General features: G+C 61.9%; 14 protein-coding genes and 1 riboswitch. Of the genes, 10 read left to right on the top strand and 4 right to left on the bottom strand.

All coding sequences use genetic code 11. The features are described 5' to 3' along the window. Positions 1-185: 185 nt before the first annotated feature. Positions 186-842, bottom strand: a complete 657-nt coding sequence (locus I2F59_RS06335) for a helix-turn-helix transcriptional regulator (RefSeq protein ID WP_233509000.1) — start codon at positions 840-842, stop codon at positions 186-188. Positions 843-1,194: 352 nt separating this feature from the next. On the opposite strand from I2F59_RS06335, the gene I2F59_RS06340 reads away from it, so the two are divergent. The 7 genes from I2F59_RS06340 to I2F59_RS06370 all read left to right on the top strand — a co-directional run bounded on the left by I2F59_RS06340 (position 1,195) and on the right by I2F59_RS06370 (position 13,371). Beyond that, positions 1,195-2,589: a uracil-xanthine permease family protein gene (locus tag I2F59_RS06340; RefSeq protein WP_195503600.1), complete on the top strand. Its 1,395-nt coding sequence runs from the start codon at positions 1,195-1,197 to the stop codon at positions 2,587-2,589. 196 nt (positions 2,590-2,785) lie between these two features. Then, positions 2,786-4,141: a putative aminohydrolase SsnA gene (gene ssnA, locus I2F59_RS06345; protein WP_195503601.1), complete on the top strand. Its 1,356-nt coding sequence runs from the start codon at positions 2,786-2,788 to the stop codon at positions 4,139-4,141. A 148-nt stretch (positions 4,142-4,289) separates the two neighbouring features. After that, positions 4,290-7,289: a putative selenate reductase subunit YgfK gene (ygfK, locus tag I2F59_RS06350; protein ID WP_195503602.1), complete on the top strand. Its 3,000-nt coding sequence runs from the start codon at positions 4,290-4,292 to the stop codon at positions 7,287-7,289. Positions 7,290-7,300: 11 nt separating this feature from the next. Continuing rightward, positions 7,301-7,780 (top strand): 4Fe-4S binding protein, encoded by a 480-nt coding sequence (locus I2F59_RS06355; RefSeq protein WP_195503603.1) that lies wholly within the window; start codon positions 7,301-7,303, stop codon positions 7,778-7,780. A 12-nt stretch (positions 7,781-7,792) separates the two neighbouring features. Next, the gene (gene xdh / locus I2F59_RS06360; RefSeq protein WP_195503604.1) at positions 7,793-10,570 is read left to right on the top strand and encodes a selenium-dependent xanthine dehydrogenase; all 2,778 of its coding nucleotides are present in this window, start codon (positions 7,793-7,795) and stop codon (positions 10,568-10,570) included. A gap of 405 nt (positions 10,571-10,975) precedes the next feature. Beyond that, complete coding sequence (locus tag I2F59_RS06365) at positions 10,976-12,181, top strand: ATP-binding protein (RefSeq protein ID WP_271755780.1); 1,206 nt, start codon at positions 10,976-10,978, stop codon at positions 12,179-12,181. Between the two features lie 455 nt (positions 12,182-12,636). Further along, positions 12,637-13,371 carry a 3'-5' exonuclease gene (locus I2F59_RS06370; RefSeq protein WP_195503606.1) on the top strand — a complete coding sequence of 245 codons (735 nt, stop codon included), beginning with the start codon at positions 12,637-12,639 and terminating at the stop codon, positions 13,369-13,371. A gap of 110 nt (positions 13,372-13,481) precedes the next feature. Here the strand turns inward: I2F59_RS06370 and I2F59_RS06375 are convergent, their stop codons facing one another. From I2F59_RS06375 to I2F59_RS06385, 3 genes are all read right to left on the bottom strand, one after another. Then, a complete protein-coding gene (locus I2F59_RS06375) occupies positions 13,482-13,904 on the bottom strand; it encodes a hypothetical protein (RefSeq protein WP_195503607.1) in 423 nt (140 codons plus the stop codon). Positions 13,905-13,912: 8 nt separating this feature from the next. Next, positions 13,913-14,003, bottom strand: a riboswitch (SAM riboswitch). A gap of 273 nt (positions 14,004-14,276) precedes the next feature. After that, positions 14,277-15,269 (bottom strand): hypothetical protein, encoded by a 993-nt coding sequence (locus I2F59_RS06380; RefSeq protein ID WP_195503608.1) that lies wholly within the window; start codon positions 15,267-15,269, stop codon positions 14,277-14,279. Positions 15,270-15,393: 124 nt separating this feature from the next. Then, on the bottom strand, positions 15,394-16,047 hold the full coding sequence (locus I2F59_RS06385) for a helix-turn-helix transcriptional regulator (RefSeq protein WP_195503609.1): 654 nt from the start codon (positions 16,045-16,047) through the stop codon (positions 15,394-15,396). Positions 16,048-16,324: 277 nt separating this feature from the next. Between I2F59_RS06385 and dpaL the strand changes: the two genes are divergently transcribed. From dpaL to ygeW, 3 genes are all read left to right on the top strand, one after another. Continuing rightward, positions 16,325-17,539 carry a diaminopropionate ammonia-lyase gene (dpaL, locus tag I2F59_RS06390; protein ID WP_055252227.1) on the top strand — a complete coding sequence of 405 codons (1,215 nt, stop codon included), beginning with the start codon at positions 16,325-16,327 and terminating at the stop codon, positions 17,537-17,539. 74 nt (positions 17,540-17,613) lie between these two features. Beyond that, a complete protein-coding gene (locus I2F59_RS06395; protein WP_118450491.1) occupies positions 17,614-18,999 on the top strand; it encodes a YgeY family selenium metabolism-linked hydrolase in 1,386 nt (461 codons plus the stop codon). 201 nt (positions 19,000-19,200) lie between these two features. Continuing rightward, complete coding sequence (ygeW, locus tag I2F59_RS06400; RefSeq protein ID WP_055287465.1) at positions 19,201-20,403, top strand: knotted carbamoyltransferase YgeW; 1,203 nt, start codon at positions 19,201-19,203, stop codon at positions 20,401-20,403. The last annotated feature ends 23 nt before the right edge of the window (positions 20,404-20,426 follow it).

A 20,426-nucleotide genomic window follows, 5' to 3' on the forward strand; every position in this document is an offset into this window, starting at 1 on the left:
CGTATCGCTTTCTTCTTTGGGTCATCTTGAACACCTTTCGCTCTTAACTAGGTGTCCAATTCATCATACCCACTCCAACTAGTCGCTATTTAGGGCGTCCAAGATTTGGGGCGCAGTTCAGTGCGAGCTGCAGGATCTTTTGTTAAGTGACGGATCGCTTGTGGAGCCGCGCTCCATTTTGCTCGTTAGCCCTCCTTGCGAACTTTTTGCAGGTAGCGGTAGACGCTGGGCTCCGAGATGCCCAGCGCGGTGGCGGCGCAGGCCACGGCGCCCTTGAGCATGAACACCCCGTTGCCGTTGAGGTGGCGAATGACGTCCACGCGGTCGCTCTGACCAAGCGACGCTACATCCAGCCCGCGCGCGCTCAGCAACTCGGCAATGCTGCGGTCGATGAGCTCCTGTGTAGACTCCGAAAGGCTTTCGACCTCGATAGGGGCGGGCTCCGTGCGCGTCGGCGCCGCGTCGAAGCACGCCATGAGCTGCTGCGCCATGGCGTTGATGGAGCGCACGGTCGAGAGGTCGGTGTTGACGCAGAGCATACCGACGATCTCATCATTCTCGCGGATAAAGTACGTCGCTGACTCCAACGTCTTGCCGCCGGCACCGCGCCCCTCGTAGCCCGTAATAAACGGCAGGTCGCGATACTTGGCGTCGTGCATGATCTTGAGTGCCAGATCGGTGGCGGGACCGCCGACCTTGCGGCCGCTCACGATGCCGTTGCGAATATCGACGATGGCGTGGTCGGGATCCGAGAAATCGTGCAGCACGATTTCGCTGTTTTTGCCGAGTATCTGCTCCAGAAAATCGACCATCGGCAAAAAGCGACGTACGGTCTCGTTCACGGGCAACTCCTTTGGGTGAAATCGGAAATGTTCATAACAATTTTTTATCATGGTAACACGCTGCCCACCATCTCGTATATCCGCAGGTACATGACGTAATAGAGACGAACGGTAGGAATTTGGCGGTAAACGGTCGACCAAAAGAAAAGTTAGATGTTATTTTGAACAGACACATTCCTGACCTGCGGAAATGCATTGTCTCAGCTGAAGAATAGTCTGATAACAAAAAATTATTATTGAGAATGAGAATCATCTTTAATACGATATGCAACGAAGGCACAACCTCAACCCCGCACTGCGTCACAATAGAGCGTTAGATGCGAAAACAACTACTTCGAGGATTGGTGGTCAAATGACCCAGGAGACGGTTACGAACGGCACTGAAGCCCTGTTCACTCGCGAAGGCATGCCGCCCGTTAAGGAAATGATCCCGTGTGCCCTTCAGCATGTACTGGCATCGTTTGCCGGCATCATTACCCCGGCGGTCATCATGGCCGGCGTCTACGGCTTTAATAGCCAGCAGAGCACCGACATCATTCAGGTTGCGCTCATTCTTTCGGCAATCGACACGGCCCTTCAGGCCTTCGCTCCCTTCCGTCGCATCGGCGGCGGCCTGCCCATCGTCATGGGCGTTTCGTTCGCGTTCCTGCCGGCCCTTCAGGCCATGGGCGCCTCGGGCTTTAGCTTTGGCGCACTGCTGGGCGGCGAGATCGTCGGCGGCGCCGTTGCGGTCCTCTTTGGTCTGGCCTACAGCAAGATCAAGTGGCTGTTCCCGCCCGTCGTGACCGGTACGGTCATCTTCTCCATTGGCGTCTCTCTCTATCCCACGGCCGTCAAGTATATGGCCGGCGGTATGGGTACGCCGCTGTGGGGCACCCCGCAGGCCTGGTGCGTCGCTCTTATCACCTTCGCCGTGGTCTTTGCGCTCGCCAACTTTGGCAAGGGCACGCTCAAGCTGGGATCCGTGTTCTTTGGCATGATCGTTGGCATGATCGTCTCCATCCCCTTTGGCATGATCGACTTCTCCAGCGTCGCCACCGCTCAGATCTTCGCCCTTCCCAAGCTCATGCCCTACGCGCTCGAGTTTGATCCCGAGGTCTGCATTACCCTCGCCGTCGTGTTCCCCATGGTTGCCATCCAGGTTATCGGTGACGTCTCCGCCGCCTGCCTGGGCTCCATCGACCGTATGCCCACCGAGCGCGAGCTCTCTGGCGCTATCGTGTCCCAGGGCCTCACTTCTATGGTCGGCGGCCTGCTGGGCGGTCTTCCCACCAGCGCCCTTGGCCAGAACGTGGGCATCATCTGCTCCAACAAGGTCGTCAACAAGTGGGTCTTTGTGATCATCGCGGCCGTCTTTGCCATCGCCGGTCTGTTCCCGCAGCTCTCTGCCGTGCTCTCCGCCATCCCGCAGCCTGTTATCGGCGGCGCGACCGTCGGCGTCTTTGGCACCATCACCATGAACGGTGTGCGCATGTTCACCCGCGAGGGCCTCACGCAGCGCACCACCACCATCGTCGGCACCTCCGTTGTCTTTGGCTTGGGTATCTGGATGGCCAGCGGTTGCCTTGCCGGCGAGGGCATGCCCACCTGGGTGTCCACCGTCATCGGCTCCAACGCCGTAACCCCCACCGCCATCATGGCCATCGTGCTCAACCTGATCCTTCCGCAGACGCCGGTCGTGGCTCAGCACATCGATGCCGCCAAGGATGCCGCTGTGAATCTGGTCCTGCCCGAGAGCAAGAAGTAACCAATTCGGTGCTATTCGCCGGCGGACGCATCGCCTCGTCCGCCGGCGCCATGCGGCGCCAAGCCGCACTTCAAAGGGCTCGTCCCTTTGGTGAAGCGTTGACGGGAGAGGGCCCGTTTCCGGTGTAGGCCGGCGCTTCGCACTTCCGCCATGTCAGAGGTGTCAAACCCCGCCCCTGATGTTGAAGGGAGCATTTATGCTTCTGGTCGCTAACGGTTCCGTCTTTACCCGCAACGCTCAGACTCCGTTCATTCCCAACGGTGCGGTCGCCATTGACGGAGATACGATCGTCGAAGTGGGCCCCGAGCGCGAGCTCAAGGCCAAGTACCCGGATGCCGAGTACGTCGACGCCCAGGGCAACCTCATCATGCCCGGACTTATCAACTGCCACACCCACATCTACTCGGGTCTGGCCCGCGGCCTTGCCATTAAGGGCTGCAACCCCACCAACTTCCTGGAGAATCTTGAGCAGCAGTGGTGGAAGATCGACGACAACCTGACGCTCGACGGCACCAAGGCCAGCGCCTATGCCACGATTCTGGATTCCATCCGCGACGGCGTCACCACGATCTTCGATCACCATGCGAGCTTTTGCGAGATTCCGGGCAGCCTCTTTACCATTAAGGACGCCGCTCAGGAGCTGGGCATGCGTTCGTGCCTGTGCTACGAGGTCTCCGACCGCCGCGGTCAGGAAAAATGCGACCAGGCCATTGCCGAGAACGCCGAGTTTGCCCAGTGGGCCGCCAAGGAGCGTCGCGATAACGACAACCACATGATCGCCGCCATGTTTGGCGGTCACGCCACCTTTACGCTTTCGGACGAGACCATGGACAAGATGGCCGAGGCCAACAACGGCCTGACCGGTTTCCACATCCATGTGTGCGAGGGCATGAATGACGTGTGGGACTCCCGCCTCAACCGCGGCGGCATCAGCCCCGTCGAGCGCCTGCTGCAGCACAACCTGCTCGGTCCCGACACCATGCTCGGCCACTGCATCCACGTGACACCTGCCGAGATGGACATCGTCAAGGAGTCCGGCACCTGGCTCGTCAACAACCCCGAATCCAATATGGGCAACGCCGTGGGCTGTGCCCCCGTGCTCGAGTTCTTCCGCCGCGGCATTCCCGTGTGCATGGGCACCGACGCCTACACTCACGATATGCTCGAGAGCCTCAAGGTCTTCCTGATCATTCAGCGTCACAACGCCGCTATGCCCAACGTGGGCTGGTGCGAGGCCATGACCATGCTGTTCGAGAACAATGCCAAGATGGCGAGCAAGTACTTCGATCGCAAGCTTGGTGTGCTCGAGGCCGGCGCTGCCGCCGACGTCATCGTTATGGACTACAAGCCTTTTACGCCGTTGAGCGAGGAGAACATCGACGGCCACATGCTCTTTGGCATGATGGGCAAAAACTGCCGCACCACCATCATCAACGGCCGCGTCCTGTACAAGGATCGCGAGTTCGTTGGCATTGATGAGGACAAGATCAACGCGTGGACCATGGCCGAGTCCAAGAAGCTCTGGAGCACGCTCAACGATCGCGCCTACTAATTACAAGTAGATTCGCGCGCGTCGGATGTTTCGCCGCATCCGACGCGCGTATAGGCGACCTCCGCGGGGTCGCCGGCGCTGTGCTAGCGCTACACCGTATTTGCGCCCGCCGCGCGGTCTCGCCGGGCGTTACAGAGAGGAGCTCACTATGAGCGACATCATGAGGCCGATCCCGTTTTCGCAGCTGATGAACTGGATCATCGAGGAGCACAAGACTCAGGGCGCCGTCTTTGGCGTGCGCAAGATGGTCACGACCAACCAGGAGGGCGCGCTTCCCATTTTTGACGAGCGCATCGAGACTCCGTTTGGCCCGGCCGCCGGCCCCAACACGCAGCTTGCCCAGAACATCGTGGCATCCTACGTGGCCGGTTCCCGCTTCTTTGAGCTCAAGACCGTTCAGGTTATGGACGGCGAGGAGCTCTCCAAGTGTGTGAACAAGCCCTGCATCGTGGCGCAGGACGAGTGCTACAACTGCGAGTGGTCGACCGAGCTCGAGGTTCCGCAGGCCTTTGCCGAGTACGTGAAGGCATGGTTTGCCTGCCACCTCATCGCTCGCGAGTACGGCCTGGGCAGCCCGGACGGCTTTGTCTTCAACATGTCCGTGGGCTATGACCTCGAGGGCATCAAGAGCCCCAAGGTCGACGCCTACATCGAGGGCATGAAGGACGCCAGCGGCTCCGAGGTTTGGAATGAGTGCCGCACGTGGGCGCTCGCTAACCTGGACAAGTTTGAGCATGTTGACGCCGCGTTTGTCGAGTCCATCCCGGCGCGCGTCTCCAACTCCATCACCGAGTCTACCCTGCACGGCTGCCCGCCGGCCGAGATCGAGCGCATCGCGACCTATCTCATCACCGAGAAGGGCCTCAACACCTACATCAAGTGCAACCCCACGCTGCTGGGCTATGAGTTTGCACGTCAGCGCCTCAACGAGCTGGGCTTTGACTACATCGTCTTCGATGACACGCACTTCCGCGAGGACCTGCAGTGGGCCGATGCCGTGCCCATGTTCGAGCGCCTGATTGCCCTGTGCGCCGAGCGCGGCCTGGAGTTCGGCGTCAAGCTGACCAACACGTTCCCCGTCGACGTGACGAGAAACGAGCTGCCCTCCACCGAGATGTACATGTCCGGCCGTTCGCTGTTCTCGCTGACCATCGAGGCCGCCCGCCGCATTACCGAGCAGTTCGATGGCAAACTGCGCATCAGCTACTCCGGCGGTGCCACGGTCTACAACATCCGCGCCCTGTACGATGCCGGCATTTGGCCCGTTACCCTGGCGACCGACGTGCTCAAGCCCGGTGGCTACGAGCGCTTTAGCCAGATGGCCGGCGAGTTTACCGACCTGGATGGCAAGCCGTTCGCGGGCGTCTCGCTCGAGGCCGTGACCGCAATCCAGACCGACTCGCTCACCAACCCGCTCTACAAGAAGCCGCTGCGCCCGCTGCCCGACCGCAAGGTCGCCGGCAAGAGCCCGCTTTCCGACTGCTTTACCACGCCGTGCCGCACGAGCTGCCCCATCCAGCAGGATATTCCCGCCTATCTGGCGGCTGTTGACGAGGGCCGCTACGAGGACGCGCTCAACATCATCATCGAGCGCAACGCCCTGCCGTTCATTACCGGCACCATCTGCCCGCATCCCTGCGGCCGTGCCTGCGAGCGTGCGTTCTACGAGCCCGAGGGCGCCCAGATCCGCGCCAGCAAGCTCAAGGCCGCCCGCGAGGCCATGACCGCCGTGCTGCCCAAGCTACGCGCCCAGGCCATCGCAAACGACGGCGAGCGCAACGTTGCCGTTATCGGCGGCGGCCCGGCCGGCCTGGCGACGGCGTTCTTCCTGACGCGCGCCGGCGTGCCCGTCACCATCTTTGAGGCTCGCGATTCGCTCGGCGGCGTGGTCCGTCACGTGATTCCTGAGTTCCGCATTGCGAGCGACGATATCTCCCACGACGCAGAGCTCTGCCTGGCCTTTGGCGCCAAGGTGCAGCTCAACGCCCGCGTGGAGTCCATCGACGAGCTCAAGGCCCAGGGCTTCACCGACGTGGTCGTGGCCACTGGTGCCTGGATGCCCGGTTCCGCCGGCCTGGGCGAGGGCGCCGAGCTCGACGTGCTGGAGTTCCTCGAGGCCGCCAAGAGGGGCGAGAAGCTCGAGCTGGGCGAGGACGTCGTAGTCATTGGCGCCGGCAACACCGCCATGGACGCGGCCCGCGTGGCTAAGCGCCTGGCTGGTGTGAAGAACGTGCGCCTGGTGTATCGCCGCACCAAGAAGCAGATGCCCGCCGACGAGGAAGAGCTCGATCTTGCTCTTGCCGACGGCGTTGAGTTCTGCGAGCTGCTGGCGCCCAAGGCACTCAACGGCGCCGTGCTGACCTGCGATGTTATGGAGCTCGGCGAGCCGGATGCAAGCGGCCGTCGCAGCCCCGTCGCCACGGGCGAGACCGTGGAACTTCCCGCCACCACGGTGATCTGCGCCGTGGGCGAGGGCATCGACGCCAGCCTGTACGATGCCGCGGGCGTCGAGCACGACCGTCGCGGTCGCCTTGCCGCCACTTCCACCGGTGTCGAGGGCGTCTGGGCTGCGGGCGACTGCCGTCGCGGTCCTGCCACCGTGGTTGAGGCTATTGCCGACGCCGCCGAGGTCGCCCGTGCCATCGCCGGCGTGGACTTTAACAAGTACGCCGATTGCAACGAGCAGGCTGGCCGCGAGGGCACCTGCTACGAGCGCAAGGGGTCGCTGTGCCGCGACAAGCGCAACTGCACCAAGACCCGCTGCCTGGGCTGCGGCTCGGTGTGCGAGGTCTGCTGCGACGTGTGCCCCAACCGCGCCAACGTGGCCGTTAAGGTGCCGGGCCTGGCCAAGCATCAGGTCGTCCACGTCGACGGTATGTGCAACGAGTGCGGCAACTGCGCCGTGTTCTGCCCCTACCAGGAGGGCCGTCCCTACAAGGACAAGCTCACCCTGTTCTGGAGCGATCAGGACATGGAGAACTCCGAGAACGAGGGCTTCCTGGCCGTGGACGAGGACCACTTTAAGGTCCGCGTCGCCGGCACGGTCCGCACCGTCTCGGTCGATGCCGTCAACACCGGTCTGCCCGAGGCCGTCCGCCTGACCATCAGGGCCGTGCGCGACAACTATTCGTACCTTCTTAAGAAATAGGCGAGTCTCTTATGGCCAAATCCATTCAACATCACGTGGCCTACGTTGCCTGCGGAAGCGGCTGTGCTTCCGCAGGCGGCGACGCCCGCTGCAGCGAAGGCTGCATTGGCTGTGGCGCTTGCGTTACGGCCTGCCCCCACGGTGCCATCGCGCTGGTCGACGGCGTCGCCCGTGTGGACCGCTCCAAGTGCACGGGCTGTGGCCTGTGCGGCATGGCGTGCCCGCAGCGCGTGATTGCCTTCGTTCCCGGCTACCAGAACATCCTGGTGCGCTGCAACAACACCGATAAGGGCGCCATTGCCCGCAAGATCTGCGACACGAGCTGCATCGGTTGCGGCATGTGCGCCAAAAAGTGCCCCGCCGGCGCTATCCGCATCGAGGACAACTGCGCCCATATCGACGGCGCGGACTGCCTGTCGTGTGGCATGTGCGCCGTCGTCTGCCCGCATGGCGCTATCCACGACCGCACCGGCATCGCCGCCGGCGTGTAGAAGGGAATCACCATGGCACAGGAATTCACTTTTACCGTTAACGGCGTCGAGCGCACGACGACCCAAAACAAACCGCTGCTGCGCTACCTGCGCGACGACCTGCACATTCACTCCGCCAAGGACGGCTGCTCCGAGGGCGCGTGCGGTACCTGCACCATCCACGTGGACGGTGCGGCCGTCAAGGCGTGCGTACTGACCACTGCTCTTGCCGCCGGTCGCAACATCGTGACCGTCGAGGGCCTGCCCGAGGACGTGCGCGAGGCCTTCGTGTACGCCTTTGGCGCCGTGGGCGCCGTGCAGTGCGGCTTTTGCATCCCCGGCATGGTCATGGCGGGTGCAGCGCTCATCGCCGAGGACCCCGAGCCCACCGAGGAGCAGATCAAGTACGCCATCCGCGGCAATGTCTGCCGTTGCACCGGCTACAAGAAGATTATCGAGGGCATCTCGCTGGCAGCTGCGGTGCTCCGTGGCGAAAAGCAGATCGACGAGGATCTGGAGCGCGGCGATGACTACGGCGTGGGCAAGCGCGCCTTCCGTATCGACGTGCGCAAGAAGGTGCTCGGCGAGGGCAAGTATCCCGACGACATCGACGAGCTCGATCAGCCGGGCCTGACCTATGCCAGCGCCGTTCGCTCCAAGTATCCGCGCGCCCGCGTGCTCTCCATCGACACCTCCAAGGCCGAGGCCCTGCCCGGTGTGGTGGGCATCCTGCGAGCCGAGGACGTGCCGGTCAACCAGGTCGGCCACCTTATCCAGGACTGGGACGTCATGATCGCCCAGGGCGATATCACCCGCTGCGTGGGCGACGCCATCGCGCTGGTGGTTGCCGAGGACGAGGCGACGCTCGAGAAGGCCAAGAAGCTCGTAAAGATCGATTACGAGCCGCTGGAGCCCGTGCGCAACATCGCCGAGGCCAGGTCTGCCGACGCCCCGCGCCTGCATGACAGTTTCTTTGCCTTTGGCAACACGGTGGAGCTCAAGGACAACGTGTGCCAGAGCCGCCATGTGACGCGTGGCGACGCCGCCAAGGCGCTGGCGGAGAGCGCGTTTACCGTGACGCAGCGCTTTACTACGCCCTTTACCGAGCATGCTTTCTTGGAGCCCGAGTGCGCCGTCGCCTTCCCGTACAAGAACGGCGTCAAGGTGCAGTCGACCGACCAGGGCGCCTACGACACGCGTAAAGAGTGCGCCCACATGTTTGGCTGGGATAGCGAGCCCGAGCGCGTGGTCGTCGAGACCATGCTCGTGGGCGGCGGCTTTGGCGGCAAGGAGGACGTGTCCATCCAGCATCTGGCCGCGCTCGCCGCATATAAGTTCCAGCGTCCCGTGAAGTGCAAGCTCACGCGTGCCGAGTCGCTCGCGTTCCATCCCAAGCGCCACGCCATGGACGGCACCTTTACGCTGGGCTGCGACGCCGAGGGCAACTTTACCGGCCTGGATTGCGAGATCAACTTTGATACCGGCGCCTACGCGTCGCTGTGCGGCCCGGTGCTCGAGCGCGCCTGTACGCATGCCGTCGGCCCCTACAAGTACCAGAATACCGACATTCGCGGCTTTGGCTACTACACCAACAACCCGCCCGCCGGTGCGTACCGAGGCTTTGGCGTTTGCCAGTCCGAGTTTGCGCTCGAGAGCCTGATCGACCTGCTGGCCGAGAAGGTCGGCCTGGATCCGTGGGAGATCCGCTACCGTAACGCCATCGAGCCGGGCGAAGTTTTGCCCAACGGCCAGATTGCCGACTGTTCCACGGCGCTGAAGGAGACGCTGCTCGAGGTCAAGGATGCCTACTACGCGCATCCCGGACACGCCGGTATCGCCTGCGCCATGAAGAACGCCGGCGTGGGCGTGGGCCTGCCCGATGCCGGCCGCTGCAAGATCCGCATCGAGGATGGCCGCGCCGTGGTCTACGCCGCCACGTCCGACATCGGCCAGGGCTGTAACACCGTCTTTTTGCAAGACGTTGCCGAGGCCTGCGGTCTGCCGCTTCGCTGCATCGCCAATGGCGAGTGCTCCACCGAGAACGCTCCCGACTCCGGCACCACGTCTGGCTCGCGTCAGACGGTCGTGACCGGCGAGGCCGTGCGCGGTGCCGCCTTCCTGCTGCGCGATGCCATGCTTGACATCGAGGCCGGCAAGCCTGCACCCGATACTCCCGTGAGCGCGCATGGCGACGGCGTCAAGATCGAGTACGACGACGGTCGCGCCTATCAGCTGCACACGCAGGAACTCGTCGCCGGCCAGGGCATGCATCCTCAGGATCCTGCGGCCGCCATCAAGGCGCTCGAGGGGTGCGAGTTTGGCTACGTGTATCTGGAGCCGACCGACAAGCTGGGCGCCGACGTTCCCAACCCCAAGAGCCACATCTGCTACGGTTTTGCCACGCATGTGGTCATTCTGGACGATGACGGCCGCGTGAGCGAGGTCTATGCTGCGCACGATTCCGGCAAGGTGGTCAACCCCATCTCCATCCAGGGCCAGATTGAAGGCGGCGTGCTCATGGGTATGGGCTATGCGCTTACCGAGGACTGGCCGCTCAAGGACTGCGTACCCCAGGCCAGGTACGGCACGCTCGGGCTGTTCCGTGCGCCCGAGATTCCGGATATCCACGCCATCTACGTGGAGAAGGACGAGCTGTTGCCCGTGGCATACGGCGGCAAGGGCATCGGCGAGATCGCAACGATCCCCACGGCGCCCGCCGTGCAGAACGCCTATCGCGCATTCGACGGCAAGCTGCGTCCGGATCTGCCCATAGTGGATACGCCCTACAGCCGCGCCCGTCACCGCGGGTAGGGTAGGGCGCGGACGACCATTGCTGACGGGCCGTTCGCGCTCAGCATCAACTACATACGCTGCGCCTTTGGCCCCGGCTCCATCGCGAGCTGGGGCCTTTTGTTTGGAGCGGAGACAGCATCCCGGAATTCGGGCAATCCGGTGGTCAGGGGTTGAGCGAGCGTCGCGCTAAGGATGCCAAGCGTAAAACCTTCAATGAAAATGGCGTAAAAACTACATCTGTCATGGCGTAAAAACTACATTGAAAGTAGCGTAAAATCAGCATTGAGAATGGCGTAATTTCGCATATCGCGTGATAGAGAGGGACGGCCGTCTGTGGATGCACCAAAGAGATTGACCCAAAAGGGATATAGGCCCCGGCTCATAGAGGAGCGCCTCGACACCCTTATGCGGGCGTTTGGCTGTGTGGAGATCAACGGCCCCAAATGGTGCGGCAAGACCTGGACGGCGCTCTCTCGCTCGGCGAGCGTCTCCAGGCTCGATGAGCCTGCGCAGCGTGCGGCGGCAGAGGTCGACCCAAGCCTGGCGCTCATCGGCGATGCGCCACACCTGGTCGATGAATGGCAGGAGGTGCCCGAGGTTTGGGATGCCGCCCGGCGTTTCGTGGACGCGAGCGGCAACGAACGGGGGACACTTTTGCTCACGGGCTCGACCGCGCTCAAAAGCGAGGAGCGCAGCCATGTTCGTCATTCCGGCACGGGTAGGATCGCCCGTCTGTCAATGCGCCCCATGGCCCTGTGTGAGTCGGGCGACGGCGAGCCGCTCGTGTCACTGGCAAGCCTCTTTAAGGGCGAGGATTTTGCCCCTCAGCGTCGCGAGAGCACGGTGGATGACGTCGCCCGCTGGTGCTGCAGGGGCGGTTGGCCTGCAAATCTTGGGCTTTCGGAAGATCTTGCGCGAGAGACGGCAAGCCAGTACGTGCACTCGGTGCTCGACGTCAACGTGCTGGACGAGGGCATGTCGCCCGAGCTTGCACACGGCCTTTTGCGAGCTCTTGCCATGAACGAGAGCCAGGCTGTCACGTACAAGACGCTCGTAAAGGACGCCTCGTACGGTGAGGCGGGCCCCGACGAGAGGACCATCGCTGCGTACTTGGACCTCTTCAACAGGCTCAAGCTGACCGAGGACCTGTGCGGATGGGAGCCGCCCATGCGCTCGAAGGCCCGCGTTCGCGTGCGCCCCAAGCGCTACTTCTGTGACCCGTCACTTGCGGCGGCGTTGCTGGGGGCTACCCCTGAGCGGCTGCTTGGCGATATGCAAACGCTGGGGATGCTCTTTGAGAATCTCGTCCTGCGCGACATGCGCGTGTTCCTTTCCACCTACGGCGGTGTCGACAACAGTGTCCATTATTTCCGAGATGAGAAGGGCCTTGAGGTCGATCTGATCGTTGAGCACGACGGGCGCTGGGGAGCCATCGAGGTCAAGCTGAGTGATGCGAAAGCAGACGATGGAGCGAGAAATCTCAAGGCGCTGGAGAGGAAAGTGCTCTCCAATCCTGCCGCCCAGAATGCCGCGCCGGCGTTTTTGGCGGTCGTGGTTGGAAAGGGGAGCATTGCCTACACACGCGACGACGGCGTGGCGGTGATTCCCATGGCGGCACTTGGGGCGTAGTGGTTTTGCGGGCGTGCCGTGCTTCCTTTACCGAAAATCCATTTGGTAAACCAGATGCTCGCGGATAGAATAAAGTTGACGGCGGCCCAAGGGTGATAGCTGGGCAGCGCCGTTGCTTGGTCAAGAGGTCAGCGCCTTAATGGCAGCGACTTGTTATGCTTCGAATGCTGCTTGAGTGCCTCGGAAAGTTCGATAAGCGCCGTGAAGAGCGAGACCAAAGCAACCAAGAGCTCTACGAGCTCTGATGGGCCCGGGATGACCGCTGATTCAAGTCACCGGGCCTAAATCTTTTTCATGCATTTGAATAGAGCGGGCGATTCTCTTGGGGCCGTCTGCATGGCGTGCGACCAGCGCATGGTATTGCGCCCCGCTTTCATGTCCGCACGGGCGCCTATCCTTACGGCAATGTAGCCGCCTATGTAGCAAGCGGCAGTTGACGGAGAAAGGCCCTAACCGTGTCAGCTGAAAAGACGCCGTGTATCTCGGCTATCGATACGACGAACTTTGCGCGCCAGATCGTGCTCGACTTTGAGTTCGCTCCGGTGCCAAGACAGCGCCAGCGCCGCGGGCTGCGCAACGAGATTATCGAGATCGGCGCCGTCAAGCTCGATTACCGCGGCAACGTGATGGGCGAGTTCTCGCAGTTTGTGCAGACGGAATATGCCGAAGGTGTTGCGTATCCCGTCCGCGAGCTCACGGGGATATCGGCCGTGGACACTGCGATGGCCGATCCGCTCTACGTGGTGATTAAAAGGCTCGGCGATTGGATCGGTCGCTACTCCGCTCAGGTGGTTTGCTGGAGCGGGGCGGACCGCCGACAGCTTTTGACCGAGTGCCAGGCAAAGCGCATCGACCTTTCCTCATTTCCTACGGACTGGGCCGACTTGCAGGCGTTTTACACCTCGATCATGGACGTTGGCAGCCATGGGCACGTCTCGTTGGGCGACGCGGCGACGTGGTTTGGTATCGAGTTTGACGAGTCGACGGGCCATGCCCACAGCGCCCTAGCCGATGCGCGCGTGACCGCCAAGCTGCTCAAGCAGATGATGGACGGGGACTATCATGTGAGTCCGCACGCCCAGGAGATCCGCCAGCGGTGGGGGATGGGCGAGCGAGCTCAGACGCACCTTTCTAGCAAGTGCCCCGAGCTGGGTGACTTGCTGCTGAAGCTGAAGGCGGAGGGGAGGTAGGCCTTTTGAGAACGCCATTCGGTTTGGCATGGCGGAGCTGTAAGCGCGGCTCCACCATGCTGTTTGAATCAAAGCGTCAACCAGTATGACGAGCTGCCTGGTCTGTCTGCCTACACCATCGCAATCCCGCGCACGGCACTCAGCAGCTCGTGCTCCCTCTGGCTCCATTGGCGCAGCTCGGCCGCGCGCACGGCGCCGCGGCACAGGTCCAGGAATGCCTCGGCTCCCTCGCAGAAGCACTCGCGGGCAAAGGCGCCGGATCCGTCCGCAACGCACGCGCCGTCAGCGAAGAGCTTCCAGCTGGACGGCTCGCGCGAGTCGTCTCCGAGCAGCTTGATCTGCAGTACGTGCGGGTTGCCGGCAGCACAGAGCTCTTCCTCGAGCTTCTGTACCGTAAAGCGCATCTGGTGGGAGAGGCTGCTCTTGACCATGGCCGAGGCATAGCCGCTCGGCCCGTCCAAAAGATGCATTCGTTTTGGCTTGACGACCAGGTTGTGGAAACTGCGCTCGCTGCGCACGGAGAAATTGTCCATACGGACTCCTTTCATCGATGTTGGCAGGGCCACCGTGCCTCTTGGCCGGTTGGCGTCGGGATCGTGGAGCCAACTCTCTACCCCGACTCTGGATAAAACGTGCCCGCTCCTTGCGGACACGATGGAGTCTATCAGCGCACGCGGACAGAAATCAAGCGCCGCCTGCGAAATGATGTGCAAGCGACGCTTGATTGCGCGGCGATTATTCGGCCAACATCCGGAAAAGTGTCGAAATCAGCCGTATGAAAGTACGGAAAAGTGTCAAATTCGAGCCGCTCAAATTACGGAAAAGTGTCGAAATGGGTGCGTGGAAATCACGGAAAAGTGTAAAACTGCACGTGAACAGGGGTACGGCATAGCTTATGTTCCAACCTAGCTGTTGGGGTCGCCCTTGAGGGTATTGATGTCCAGGTACTGGTTGTCGTCCTCTTTTTGCTGCGTTGCCGATTCGGACGCGGTGGGGCCGCGGAACAGCTGGAATCCCTCAAACGCAATCACGCCGAGCAGAGCGATGATGATGGCGATAAAGACAACCTTTGCCGCATGCGAAAACTCCGAAAAGCGCGGCGGTTCTTCTTCGGTGTGGTAATCGGCAGCACGCTCATCGTCGGTGCCGTGGGTATACGACGATGCCGAGGCTGCCTTTACGCTCGCTTGGTTGTAATCGGGAGCGGGCGTGGCGGCAAACGGGTCGCGAGAATAGCCGCTCGATGTTTGGCCGTAATCCTCGGTTTCGATGCGGCCGGCGCGAGGTTGTTCGTTCGGGCGGTTGGCGTATGCTGCGGTGTTGTCGTATGCGGACTCGCGTTTCTCGGCAGCCGCAAACAAAGGGTTTACCGGAATGTCGAGCGCCGGCATGCCGCTCGAGGTCTCGTCCAGATCTGCCGCCGCCCAGGAATCAAAGGCAAACTGGCGGTTGGAAAGATCATCCAGATCCATGACAGGCGGCTCGAGCTCGGGCTCGGGAGCCGTGTATGCCGGCTGCTGCGGGGCAGCGTAGCGAATCGTGCTGTCTGCCGTGGGACGCTGTGCCGCTGCAGCGAGAAACGCCGCCGTCTCGGATGGATCGCTAGCAGGACGGGGCGCAGGGGCGGCTTTACGCGTCGTCTGCACGATGGGACGGGTGCCAAAGTCGTCTGCGGGCACGGATGCCGGCGCGGGCGTGGCGGAAGGTGCGGGCTTTGCACTTGTCGGGCGAGCTCCGCCGCCCATGAGTTCCTCGGCAGTCCAGGGGCGGTCGCTCATCACGTCGTCGAGGCTCAACGCAAACAGATCGTCTTCGCCCTCGTCAAACGCGCGTTTCGCATGCCTGGCGCCAGAAACGGTGCCTCCGCGGCAGTTGCGTGATGCGTTGCTCGACCCCATCTTGTTCCATCCTTTCGAAATGCTCACATTCATCGATTATATGGAACTTGCCTAGCGGCCGACTCTTGGATTCGTGCTTTCCAGAACTCGCGCCCAAAAGGGGAGGGGCAATCCAGGCGAGTGCCTACTTGTCGCCGGCCGCCGCCTTGGCCTCATTGAGGTAGCTATAGAAGCTGTACTTTGAGATGCCAAAGAACTCGCAGGCGCGCTCGCTCGACTTGGAAATGAGGAAGGCGCCGCGACGGTCGAGGTAGCCAATGGCGCGAATGCGCTCATCTTTGGTCATGAGCGCCGCGGGTTTGCCCACGTATTGCTCGCACTCGCGCAGCAGATCTTCGAGCAGGTCGCCGATGTTTTTGGTAATGGGCTCGGGCTCGGTGTAGCCCGTGGCGCCGGTGCCGGTAAAGGCATCGAGCGAGCGCTCAAAAGCCTTCATGAGCGTAATGTCAAAGTTAATGCCCAAAATGCCGACGGGCTTGCCCTCGTCGTTGCGGATAAAGATGGTCGAGGACTTGAGCAGCTTGCCATCGGTGGTTTTGGTGAGGTATGGCTCGCGGTCGTGCACGTCGGTGGTGCCATCGTGCATGGACTCAAACACAATATGGCTGGGGCCGTCACCCAGTTTGCGCCCGCTGACGTGGCCGTTTTCGATCACTACGATGGAGTGGTCCACGTCCTCGGTCTCCAGGTCGTGGACGACGACTTCACAGTTGGGGCCAAATTGGAGTGCCAGGCCGTGTGCAAGGCGCTTGCAGAACTCAATCTGTGCGGGGGTCATAGGTACCTTCCTAAAAATTAGTTTGGGCACACTTTGCCATAAACCACACCTGTTCGCAAATAGCGAAAGTGTCACTGCGTTATGTGACCGTTCGTCGGCGAAAAGGTACCGATTACGGCAACAAACAATTTGTTAGGTTTGCCAAGCAAAAAGTGTGATAGAACAGTGCTAACAAACTTTTTGTTTGGCATCCACATAAAAGTTCAGTCGCATGAATGGGAATGGGCTGAAACGCGTATGCGGGGGCCGGCAAGAGAGGACTTAAGGAGTTCACCGTATGGCCGATAAGATCCAGTGGGCGGGCAACACGATGCCCAAGAGCGATGACAAGCACTTGGGAATCATGAGCCTCGACCACGTGAAGAAGGCCCGCGCCTTCCACCAGTCGTTCCCTCAATATACCGTCACTCCGCTTGCCCGCCTGGACGGTCAGGCCGCGCGCCTGGGCCTGTCCAACCTGTGCGTTAAGGACGAGAGCTATCGCTTTGGCCTCAACGCCTTCAAGGTCCTGGGCGGTTCGTTTGCCATGGCCAACTACATTGCCGACGAGACCGGCAAGGACGTCGCCGAGTGCACCTTCGATTACCTGACCTCCGATCAGCTTGCCAAGGACTTTGGCCAGGCCACCTTCTTTACCGCCACCGACGGCAACCATGGCCGCGGCGTGGCATGGGCTGCCAACAAGCTTGGCCAGAAGGCCGTCGTGCACATGCCCAAGGGTTCCACCAAGCCCCGCTTTGATAACATCGCCGCCGAGGGCGCCACGGTGACCATCGAAGAGGTCAACTACGACGAGTGCGTGCGTATGGCCGCCGCCGAGGCCGACGCCTGCGAGCGCGGCGTTATCGTTCAAGACACCGCCTGGGAGGGCTACGAGAAGATCCCGTCTTGGATCATGGAGGGCTACGGCACCATGGCTTCCGAGGCAGCCGAGCAGCTGCGCGAGATGGCCATCAACCGTCCGACGCACGTCTTTGTCCAGGCTGGCGTGGGCTCGCTGGCCGGCGCCGTGGTGGGCTACTTCACCAACCTGTATCCCGATAACCCGCCCACCTTCGTCGTGGTCGAGTGCGCACCTGCCGCCTGCCTGTACAAGGGCGCTGCCGCCGGCGACGGCGACCCGCGCATCGTGGACGGCGACATGCCCTCCATCATGGCCGGCCTGTGCTGCGGCGAGCCCAACATCCTGGGCTGGGATATCCTGCGCAACCACACCACCGCCTTCGTGTCTTGCCCCGACTGGGTCACCGCTCGCGGCATGCGTACCCTGGGCGCCCCCGAGAAGGGCGACCCGCGCGTCATCTCCGGCGAGTCCGGCGCTGTGACCACCGGCCTGGTCGAGACTCTCATGCTCGATCCCGAGTACGCCGAGCTCAAGGAACTCATCGGCCTGGACAAGACGAGCTCCGTGCTCTGCTTCTCCACGGAAGGTGACACCGATCCCGACCAGTATCGCCGCATTGTTTGGGAAGGCGAATATCCCACTTGCTAATCGTTGGGGCGGAGTAAATAGGTATCGCTCCGCCACCTCACAGGTAGATTCCTTCGTTTGAAAGGTTATGAACAATGGCTAAAGAACTCGATTTCGACGCTATCAAGGCTGCTGCTGAGTCCCATCGTGCTGATATGACTCGCTTCCTGCGCGCTATGATCTCCCATCCCTCTGAGTCTTGCGAGGAGGGTGAGGTTGTCGCCTGCATCAAGGCCGAGATGGAGAGCCTTGGCTATGACGAGGTCAAGGTCGACGGCCTGGGCAATGTTATGGGCTTTATGGGCGAGGGCGACAAGATCATCGCCATCGACTCTCACATCGACACCGTCGGCATCGGCAACATCGAGAACTGGGATGCCGATCCCTATGAGGGCTACGAGACCGACGAGATCATCTACGGCCGCGGTGGCTCCGACCAGGAGGGTGGCATGGCTTCTGCTACCTATGCTGCCAAGATGATGAAGGACATGGGCCTCATCCCCGAGGGCTACAAGATTATGGTCGTCGGCACCGTCCAGGAAGAGGACTGCGACGGCATGTGCTGGCAGTACATCTACAACAAGGACGGCATTAAGCCCGAGTTCGTCATTTCCACCGAGCCTACCGACGGCGGCATCTATCGCGGTCACCGCGGCCGCATGGAGATCCGCGTCGACGTTCACGGCACCTCCTGCCACGGCTCCGCTCCCGACCGCGGCGATAACGCCATTTACAAGATGGCCGACATCATCGCCGACGTCCGCGCCCTCAACAACAACGGCTGCGACGAGTCGACCGACATCAAGGGCCTCGTCAAGATGCTCGACCCCAAGTACAACCCCGAGCACTACGAGGATGCCCGCTTCCTGGGCCGCGGCACCTGCACCGTCAGCCAGATCTTCTACACCAGCCCCAGCCGCTGCGCCGTGGCCGATTCCTGCGCCATCTCCATCGACCGTCGCATGACCGCCGGTGAGACCTGGGAGTCCTGCCTGGACGAGATCCGCAACCTGCCGGCCGCCAAGAAGTACGGCGACGATGTGAAGGTCTCCATGTACATGTACGACCGTCCGTCCTGGACCGGCGAGGTCTACGAGACCGAGGCTTACTTCCCCACGTGGATCAACAAGGAGACCGCTCCGCACGTCAAGGCCCTCGTCGACGCCCACAAGGCCATGTTCGGTGACGAGCGCATCGGCTGCGAGCCCAGCATGGACAAGCGCACCGGTCGTCCGCTGTGCGACAAGTGGACCTTCTCCACGAACTGCGTTTCCATCCAGGGTCGCTACGGCATCCCCTGCGTGGGCTTTGGCCCGGGTGCCGAGTCTCAGGCTCACGCTCCCAACGAGGTCACCTACAAGGACGACCTGGTCACCGCTGCCGCCATGTACGTGGCTGCCCTGAACCTCTACGATCCGAGCAAGGCCGATGGCGATGCCACCGTGTTCCGCGCCGGTCTGACCAACAACAAGATCGATTAGTCCCATTCCTCGATCTTGTTGAGCCGGGGACAGTTTATGCCCCCGGCACCCCCTGTTGACTTGGGGCCCGCGGTCGTTATCTCCCATGCTTCCTCAACGGTAGCGGGTCCTCGTCATGGTGCTCTGCATGTTCTAGCCACACGCGCATGCCGGAGCACATCTACTCATTGCGATCGTTTCATCTTTAGAAAGGATATTTACATGGACGCCAAGTTTACCGAGCTCGTCGAGCAGCTGAACGGCCTCGATTTTAAGGGCATGTACGGCAGCGACTTCCTGCACACCTGGGATAAGACCACCGACGAGCTCAAGGCGCTCTACATCGTCGCCGACGCCCTGCGCGAGCTGCGTGAGAACAACGTTTCATCCAAGATCTTCGACTCGGGCCTGGCCGTCTCCCTGTTCCGCGACAACTCCACCCGTACGCGCTTCTCCTTCTCTAAGGCCGCCAACCTGCTCGGCCTTGAGCTGCAGGACCTGGACGAGAAGAAGTCCCAGATCGCCCACGGCGAGACCGTCCGCGAGACCGCTACCATGATCTCCTTCATGGCCGACGTCATCGGCATCCGCGACGACATGTACATCGGCAAGGGCGACGCCTACATGGCCGAGGTCTCCGAGTCTGTCCAGCAGGCTTACGAGGACGGCGTTCTGGATCACCGTCCCACGCTCATCTCCCTGCAGTCCGACTCCGATCACCCCACGCAGTCCTCTGCCGACATGCTCTACCTCATCAACGAGTTTGGCGGCCTTGAGAACCTCAAGGGCAAGAAGGTTGCCGTCACCTGGGCCTATTCGCCCTCTTACGGCAAGCCGCTGTCCTGCCCGCAGTCGCTGATCAGCCTGCTGCCCCGCTTTGGCATGGACGTCACCCTGGCTCACCCCGAGGGCTACGACCTCATGCCCGAGGTCGTCGAGCGCGCCAAGGGCTATGCCGCCGAGTCCGGCACCACCTTTAAGCAGGTCAACACCATGGCCGAGGCCTTCGAGGGCGCCGACATCGTGATCCCCAAGAGTTGGGCTCCGTTTGCCGCCATGGAGAAGCGCACCAACCTGTACGCCGAGGGCGACGACGCCGGCATCGCAGCGCTCGAGAAGGAGCTGCTCGCCCAGAACGCCACCCATCAGGACTGGTGCTCCACGACCGAGCTCATGGAGAAGACTGCCAACGGCCAGGACACCATCTTTATGCACCCGCTGCCCGCCGACATCTCCGGTGTCTCCTGCGAGCACGGCGAGGTTAACGCCGACGTCTTCGACATGCACCGCGTGGGCATGTACAAGGAGGCCAGCTACAAGCCGTATGCCATCGCTGCCATGATGTTCCTGCAGAAGGTTGCCGATCCCGCCGCTACCCTCAAGGCCCTCGACGAGCGCAACACCGCCCGTTGGCTCCAGGCCTAAAGCCGGGCTGAGGTAAGCCATGT

Origin of the sequence: Collinsella aerofaciens, assembly GCF_015556945.1 — a bacterium.
Taxonomy (GTDB): domain Bacteria; phylum Actinomycetota; class Coriobacteriia; order Coriobacteriales; family Coriobacteriaceae; genus Collinsella; species Collinsella aerofaciens_AO.

Coding starts and splice junctions, on each gene's coding strand:
- I2F59_RS06340 (WP_195503600.1), top strand. CDS start 1,195: ATGACCCAGGAGACGGTTACGAACGGCACTGAAGCCCTGTTCACTCGC.
- ssnA (WP_195503601.1), top strand. CDS start 2,786: ATGCTTCTGGTCGCTAACGGTTCCGTCTTTACCCGCAACGCTCAGACT.
- ygfK (WP_195503602.1), top strand. CDS start 4,290: ATGAGCGACATCATGAGGCCGATCCCGTTTTCGCAGCTGATGAACTGG.
- I2F59_RS06355 (WP_195503603.1), top strand. CDS start 7,301: ATGGCCAAATCCATTCAACATCACGTGGCCTACGTTGCCTGCGGAAGC.
- xdh (WP_195503604.1), top strand. CDS start 7,793: ATGGCACAGGAATTCACTTTTACCGTTAACGGCGTCGAGCGCACGACG.
- I2F59_RS06375 (WP_195503607.1), bottom strand. CDS start 13,904: ATGGACAATTTCTCCGTGCGCAGCGAGCGCAGTTTCCACAACCTGGTC.
- I2F59_RS06380 (WP_195503608.1), bottom strand. CDS start 15,269: ATGGGGTCGAGCAACGCATCACGCAACTGCCGCGGAGGCACCGTTTCT.
- I2F59_RS06385 (WP_195503609.1), bottom strand. CDS start 16,047: ATGACCCCCGCACAGATTGAGTTCTGCAAGCGCCTTGCACACGGCCTG.
- dpaL (WP_055252227.1), top strand. CDS start 16,325: ATGGCCGATAAGATCCAGTGGGCGGGCAACACGATGCCCAAGAGCGAT.
- I2F59_RS06395 (WP_118450491.1), top strand. CDS start 17,614: ATGGCTAAAGAACTCGATTTCGACGCTATCAAGGCTGCTGCTGAGTCC.
- ygeW (WP_055287465.1), top strand. CDS start 19,201: ATGGACGCCAAGTTTACCGAGCTCGTCGAGCAGCTGAACGGCCTCGAT.